This window comes from Wolbachia pipientis (genome assembly GCF_023661085.1).
Taxonomy (GTDB): Bacteria; Pseudomonadota; Alphaproteobacteria; order Rickettsiales; family Anaplasmataceae; genus Wolbachia.
Window position 1 is genome coordinate 1 of the sequence record NZ_JAHDJT010000074.1, and the last position, 6,745, is coordinate 6,745.

7 protein-coding genes are annotated in these 6,745 nt (G+C 35.8%); 4 read left to right on the forward strand and 3 right to left on the reverse strand.

Going from position 1 to position 6,745, the window contains the following annotated elements; genetic code table 11:
* The first annotated feature begins 192 nt into the window (after positions 1-192).
* Entirely contained in the window at positions 193-342 is a 150-nt protein-coding gene (locus DM84_RS03990) for a hypothetical protein (RefSeq protein ID WP_250778472.1), read from the forward strand.
* Positions 343-587: 245 nt separating this feature from the next.
* Here DM84_RS03990 and DM84_RS03995 read toward each other — a convergent pair whose 3' ends face one another.
* On the reverse strand, positions 588-2,714 hold the full coding sequence (locus DM84_RS03995) for a hypothetical protein (RefSeq protein WP_250778474.1): 2,127 nt from the start codon (positions 2,712-2,714) through the stop codon (positions 588-590).
* Positions 2,715-2,988: 274 nt separating this feature from the next.
* Between DM84_RS03995 and DM84_RS04000 the strand changes: the two genes are divergently transcribed.
* The 3 genes from DM84_RS04000 (at position 2,989) to DM84_RS04010 (ending at position 3,743) form a co-directional block, all read left to right on the forward strand.
* Positions 2,989-3,132, forward strand: coding sequence for a hypothetical protein (locus DM84_RS04000; RefSeq protein ID WP_250778476.1), 144 nt, complete (start codon positions 2,989-2,991; stop codon positions 3,130-3,132).
* A 12-nt stretch (positions 3,133-3,144) separates the two neighbouring features.
* Complete coding sequence (locus DM84_RS04005; RefSeq protein ID WP_250778478.1) at positions 3,145-3,360, forward strand: hypothetical protein; 216 nt, start codon at positions 3,145-3,147, stop codon at positions 3,358-3,360.
* 98 nt (positions 3,361-3,458) lie between these two features.
* A complete protein-coding gene (locus tag DM84_RS04010) occupies positions 3,459-3,743 on the forward strand; it encodes a hypothetical protein (protein ID WP_250778481.1) in 285 nt (94 codons plus the stop codon).
* A gap of 253 nt (positions 3,744-3,996) precedes the next feature.
* Here DM84_RS04010 and DM84_RS04015 read toward each other — a convergent pair whose 3' ends face one another.
* Positions 3,997-5,460 (reverse strand): TrkH family potassium uptake protein, encoded by a 1,464-nt coding sequence (locus DM84_RS04015; RefSeq protein WP_250778483.1) that lies wholly within the window; start codon positions 5,458-5,460, stop codon positions 3,997-3,999.
* Positions 5,461-5,479: 19 nt separating this feature from the next.
* Entirely contained in the window at positions 5,480-6,496 is a 1,017-nt protein-coding gene (locus tag DM84_RS04020; RefSeq protein WP_250778485.1) for a substrate-binding domain-containing protein, read from the reverse strand.
* Positions 6,497-6,745 lie beyond the last annotated feature (249 nt).

The following is a 6,745-nucleotide window of genomic DNA, read 5'->3' on the forward strand; positions in this document are numbered from 1 at the left end:
TTTAAGACATAAAAACGCCAATACTGAAAATAAATACTGACCAGGGCTTCTTTTGTCCTTTTTCTCATTTGGTAAATTTATTAACACTTATAGCTAATTGCAATTTATGAACGAACATTCATTTTTACAACAAATGTTGTCATAAAGTGAAATGAGATCCCAGATACAAGATACAAGTGTCGGAGCACTGGGATGACAAGAAGAGGGGCTACTGGGGTGACGAGAAGAGAGTGCTGGAATGACGGGAGAAGGAGGCACTGGGATGACACCGTAGGGGTTAAGATGACAAGAAAAGAAGGTACTAGAATGACAGGAGAGGGGGCTGCTTGGATGATATCCTGAAAATTTGAAAAACCGTCATTTCGCTACGCGTTATCGGCTGGGATACTCCAAGCATTTTACTGTGCTCCTCTGCGTTTCTCCTAAACCATAATGCAAGAGATCTAATGAAATAAAAGTCATTTCTTTGCGTAACAAAAAAGCAAGAATTTCAGGATGATTTACTTAATCCTTCATTTAATTGTTTAAATAACTACCTTCTCGTATTTGAAAAGCCATAGGCACAACTAAGAAGGGTAGGGGAGTTGCTATATTAGATCATCAGATGAGTGATAATGGTTGTGATTGTCTGACAAGTGATCTCCAACGTCGTGATCTAATTCGCTCACATCAAACTTAAGCAAAGAAAGGTTATCATCAGATTGTTGAGTAGGTTGTTCTTTCTCTTTAGAGCCAAATAACCATGAAAAGAATGATGAAATGGAACCAATAATGTAGTCAAGCGCTTGAAAAATAACTGATTGTTGAGTGTCTTGTTGGCTCTCTTCTACTTTACTTTGTTCTTCCTTTGAGCCTGTATATTTTACTTTATTCAACTCTTCCTGACTCTGGGGTTTTCCTTTCTCTGATCCTGAATTCACCTCATTTGACTCTTGACTTTTTCCTGTATTTGACTCTTTTTGACTATTACCTAATTTTATAGCATCTAATTCTTTTCTCAAATCCCATCCAAAGTGGCTCGCATCATCATGTCCTACATAACCACAACTTGGCCTAGGGATACCATGATTTTGCTGATTATAATGATTGAGAGAGTGGCAAATTTCATGTGCTAAAAGTTCTCCTATAAAATGACTTCCTTTATGGGGTACATATTGATTTAAACCTTGAGCGTGCCCTCCTGCTACACTGCGTGTCCATGGATGTGCATTATGATAATCCTCTAAGTTGTTGTATATGTAGCTTTCAAGTACAGTGTTTGCATTAACGTCTAAAGCATGCCTCTCTTTATAGGCATTGAAAATATAGTTAACATATTTTTCAATCATAAGAAGATCTTTCTCATCTATTTGATCGTAATGCACTTTCAACTTGAAGTTTGTACCTTCGACGTTGATTATTTTTGAATTCGGCAATACTGGTTGATGCTTCGTTGGTTCCCCTGTGCCTGTATGCTTCACTTCATTTACCTCTTCTTCAGGTTTACTTCTGCCGACGTTAATCATTTTTGGACTTGGCAATACTGGTTGATGTTCTGTTGGTTCTCTTGTGCCTGTATGTTGCACTTCATTTACCTCTTCTTCAGGTTTACTTCTGCTTATAAAAGTCTTATCTAATTGTTTGCGTATATTTTTGTTTAGATTATAAAAATACATGCCATCTATATTATTCTTTTCATCCAAACGAATCGATAAAGTTGTACTATCATTTCCCAATCCATCACATTCACTAGTAAGCAACTTATAAGAACTCTTGATATCCTGTATAATTTGAAATTTCTTTTCTTCTGAAAGGTTCCTACGGTGTATAATACCAGTTGTATTTTGATATTTGAATCTAATCCCGCCCCATTCAGAGTCCTCATATCGATCTAGTCCAGAATTCTTGACACGTTGTATAATTTGAAATTTCTCTTCTTCTGAAAGGTTCTTGCGGTATACAATACCAGTTGTACCTTTGTATTTGAATTTAAATCCCGATGGTCCATAGTTCGAATACTCATCTACACCAAGCCACTTGCAAATAGCTCTGTAGTTTTTTTCTTCTGCCTCTTGCCCGATAACATTCGCTATGAATTCAGTATCAATCCAATTCAAACTCCGTACTGCTCCTGCTGGTGAAAAACGTAATTGAAATATATGACCTAGCTCATGACCTAGAACGGCATCCATTGAATCTTGTTTGTACGTTAAAATATTATGGTAGTCTGTTACTCCTCTTATAATATAACCTGGACCACCATCTTCATCTATATTTAGAAGATTGTTGTACTTTGTATAATCGCTTCTATTGTTGAAAATATAGACTGTGATATCGTAACTTGCATTACTATTTTCTAGGCAAAACTTTTCCTTGAATGCCTCATATGCGTTTTTAATGTCCGTTTCTATTTGATTTTTCTCTTGCTCAGATAAGCTATCATATTTCACAGTACAATTTATATATCCGTGTTTAACGGTTAAACTGTTGGGCAATACATTTTGTATATCAGTGGGAGGATAGTGAAACTGCTTTGACTCAGCTTCTTTGTACAACTGATTTACATATTTGTCACCAGAATACTTTGGCAGTTTAGGCACTTTGGTAATTAACTTTCCACTACCATCAAAAAAAGAAATATCGCTATCCGAAATCTTACAACTTTGTATAAATTTACCGCAAGTGCCATCATTTGCACAGTCATGACGATTTTTTGTTGTTCTTATTTCTCTCATTTCTCACACCTCACTATTAAAGCTTAACTATATTAGTATTTTAGTAAAAATCATAATAATTTATTAACTCATGCTTCAGACTTAGAAACCACCTACTATCAACTGTTGGTGTCATTTAAGGAATTTGCAGCTCTGTTAATTGTGCAGTTTGATGTGTTTGCTTGAACACCTTTTTCTTGTTTGAGTGTGTGTGATTATTAATATCTTGTCCATTTCTGACTTCTTTGCCGAGATATGTAATAATTAAGCTTAGTAGATTTATGGAGGTAATTATATGTCTGGTTTAACAGAAAAACAACAGGAATTATATGATAAGTTACAGAACGCAATAACCGGTCGGGGCAATGTTGCTGAGATTCTACAAGAAGTTTCGAAGGATAATTTACTGGCAATTCTTACTACTGCAGATATACAGTAGTTCTCAAATGGTATGGAAGATACTTTAACACCGCTTGGTTTGGCTATGTATAAAAATCAGGAAGTAGTTAAAGTTATTTTAGATGCAGCCAAAGAGCAAGGTATATTAAGAGAAGTTCTTACTAATCCAAGTTTATCTAAGAAGTCCCCAGATGGTATAGAAGGTACTTTAACACCGCTTGGCTACGCTATACTTGAGGATATCAGGAAAGCATTAAAGCTATTTTAGGTGCAGCCAGTGACAAAGGTATATTAAAAGAAGTTTTCGCTGGTATAGAAAAAGATGATCGTGAAAAAATTAAAGGTCTTTTAGCTGGAGATCAGGATATGCTAGACAAAATTCTTCAATATGAAACTAGGATGGCAGCTAATAAAGCAACAAAAATTGGTATTGCTTGTGGGGCTATGGCTGGATTAGCAGTTGGTGTTGGATGTTTTGCTACTGGTGTTGCATTACCAATATTAGCTATAGCTGGCATAGCTTTAGCTAGTGCGCTATTAGTTGGACTTATTGCTGGTGGTATTACATATGCGGTGTCAAAACCTAGCAGCAAAGTGGAAGAAACTGACGCACAAAAACAGAACCCTTTTGCTCAGGGAGTAAAAGCATAAGATAAGTAGGAAGAAGGGAAGACCTTCTTCCTTACTTCTCACCGAGATACCATTTTTCTTATTTAGACATAGTCAGGATTATTCACGGCATTGTGAATAACCCTGTTGATAACCCAGTGGAATACATAAGTTTTTGTCACTTAAGCATTTTTGAGCGCTAATCTGGTGGCTGTGTTTCTCATATTTTCCATAATGTATATTATGTAATTTCCAATACTAAGGAAACTATTTCTCGACCTTTTAGGCAGCTAAACTACTCTCTTCTGTGAAATAAGAATAAGTTGCCTATACAGAAATAGATTGGCAATATTTCAAGCCTGCCAAGCAGCATTAAAAATGACAGAAATAGTTTTACTCCACTGCTGAAGGAGGAATAATTACCCGAAGGACCGATTAAGTTACTGAACCCTGGACCAGAGTTCGTAAGCGTTGCAGAAACTGCGCTAATGCTAGTTATAAAATCCATATTGCCTAAGTAAGACATCACTATTGATGATATAGTGAACGTTAATATGTAAATTGCAAAAAACGTAAATATAGAGTGAACTTTGTCGTCTTCTAGAATTTTACCATTAAATTTCACCCTATCACCTGCATTATTAGAATCTAATAAAAGGCGAAAGCGATTTCCTATGAACCTTAAAAAAACAATCAAACGGAAAGTTTTGATTCCACCACTCGCAGAACCTCCACATCCACCAATAAAGGTTAGAAAAAAAGCTAAGACTGAAATAAAGCCCCAATCCACGTAATTGCACACCACATAGCCAGTTGACGTAATAAAAGAGGTGATGGTAAATGCGCTATATCTAAATGACAATGATGCTCCTAAATCAACATTTTTGTACAACCAAAAACAAGCAAATAAAGATGAGACGATGACTATCCCAGTAAAGTAAGAGACCTGTTCATCGCGGTAAATGTCTGACCGTCTTATGATTTTTAAATAGCTAAGAAAAGGCAAAGAACCTAAGATCATGAAAATGATTGTTATAACTTCTAGTAACGGATCATTATAGTGCCCTATGGAATCGTTATAGTTAGCAAACCCACCAGTTGATACAGCGGACATTCCGTGGCATATTGCATCAAATAATGGCATACCAGCCAGATAATAGGAAAATATGCACAACAAAATTAGGCCATAATATATTGCTGTAGCATGAATCACTACACTTCGCGTGTTTGGTAATCTTCTTTTTGTAGCATCTGAACATTCAGAATAGAGTAAATTATTTAGACTCAGAACCCTGAGCATAGGAAGAACTGCAATTCCTGTAGTAATTATGCCAAAGCCACCTATACTATGCAGCATTGCTCTCCACAGCAGTATTCCTGGAGATAGCTTTTCAACATTACTAAACACAGTTGCCCCTGTTGTGGTAAAGCCAGATATCGTTTCAAACAATGCATCAACATAGTCCAGACTATCAAGATAAAATGGAATAGCTGCAAATAGGGATAAAGCAATCCAAGCACAACTGGTAATCGCAAAAACTACTGGCATTCCATGCAATCTGCTTAATTTGCCTAATAAAACAAAAATTGTGCCAGATGTGCAAGTGATCACAAACCCAGCTAGAAAATTTTTCCATTCGTAGCCCAGATACTTATTAGTAATAGCAGGAATGACCATTGTTAAGCTAAAGACCAATAGAAATACTCCAACAATAAATGCAATTGAACGCAACGTTTGCAAGTGCTGATGATTTTCCATAGAACAGAGCAGAAAGATATTACACTATATCATGAACTTTTGCTGAAACTTTCTTTATGTCTTCACTTGAAAGTGGGATCAGACCGAGCTTAGATAGGTACCCATCTTCAGTACTGATAGAATCGATAACTTCTCTAATGAACTCTCTTAATCCATCAACGGTATTCAAGTGTTCTTTCTTTATATAAAGATATAGAGGCCTTGCTAATATATATTTTCCCGATGATATATTTTCATAAGTTGGCTCAATGCCTGCAATTGTGCTTCCTTGTATTTTATCCTGGTTCCTCATCAAAAAACTAAAACTAAATATTCCCAAAGCGTTCTTGTTGCTTTTCAACTTTTGTATTATTATGTTTTCATTAATCCCAACTTCCTTATACCTTCCATCGTCCCTTATACTACTACAAGCTTTCTTTCTTTCCTCCTGATCTTCATAATTCTCTTTGAAAATCCTTGAATTCATGCATGAGTATTGATCGAGCATAATAGAATTAATCAAAGTTTCGTACGTACCTGTATTTTGATGTGGACCATAAATTTCAATTTCTGTTTTTGGTAAGGCCTGGCTTACATCAGACCAAAGCTTCTTATTATTTTTTACCAGCTTATCATTCTCTTGAGAATATGCAGACAAAGTTTCAAATAAATCCTTTTTTGAGAAGTCAAATCTATGGCTTTGATTGGAGTTTGCGATTACAACTCCAGCATAGCCAATAATAATCTCTATCATTTCATCAACTTTATTCCTTTTGCATAGCTCCCTTTCTGCATCTTTTATAGGACGAGACGAAGCAGCGATATCTGGCGTGTCTTCCCCTATCCCTAAGCAAAACATTTTGAACCCTGGCCCACTTCCTATTGATTCCACAACTGGAGTTTTAAAGGAGAATACACGGTTGAAATCCTCAGCTATAAATGAGATAAAAGGAAAAACAGCTGAAGACCCAACAATTCTGATATATTTCCTCGCATCAGCGTTTGACAGCGGCATGAACACTGTGAATATAAAAATCAAGAGAAAGCCTCTAAGCATTGTTTTTAGTTAAGAACATAAGCCTATTATTATAACAAAAGATCAAACTGAAAAGCCCTAATTTTCTCCTATGGTTAAATTCCCTGCATTACCTTTCATCATCTTGAAAGACCAAATTACTTTAGTGTTATACACAGAAAGCAAATGTTACCCAACAGAAACAAAAAACTACTTGACAAATTCCAACAATTTCATTATTATAACAATAAGGGTATTTCTGACTCAAAACTTGTTTTTGATCTGCAGGCT

What these genes read in the sequence shown, in the direction of transcription:
- DM84_RS04020 (WP_250778485.1), bottom strand. Translation starts at nt 6,496, where the DNA reads ATGCTTAGAGGCTTTCTCTTGATTTTTATATTCACAGTGTTCATGCCG.
- DM84_RS03990 (WP_250778472.1), top strand. Translation starts at nt 193, where the DNA reads ATGACAAGAAGAGGGGCTACTGGGGTGACGAGAAGAGAGTGCTGGAAT.
- DM84_RS03995 (WP_250778474.1), bottom strand. Translation starts at nt 2,714, where the DNA reads ATGAGAGAAATAAGAACAACAAAAAATCGTCATGACTGTGCAAATGAT.
- DM84_RS04010 (WP_250778481.1), top strand. Translation starts at nt 3,459, where the DNA reads ATGCTAGACAAAATTCTTCAATATGAAACTAGGATGGCAGCTAATAAA.
- DM84_RS04015 (WP_250778483.1), bottom strand. Translation starts at nt 5,460, where the DNA reads ATGGAAAATCATCAGCACTTGCAAACGTTGCGTTCAATTGCATTTATT.
- DM84_RS04005 (WP_250778478.1), top strand. Translation starts at nt 3,145, where the DNA reads ATGGAAGATACTTTAACACCGCTTGGTTTGGCTATGTATAAAAATCAG.
- DM84_RS04000 (WP_250778476.1), top strand. Translation starts at nt 2,989, where the DNA reads ATGTCTGGTTTAACAGAAAAACAACAGGAATTATATGATAAGTTACAG.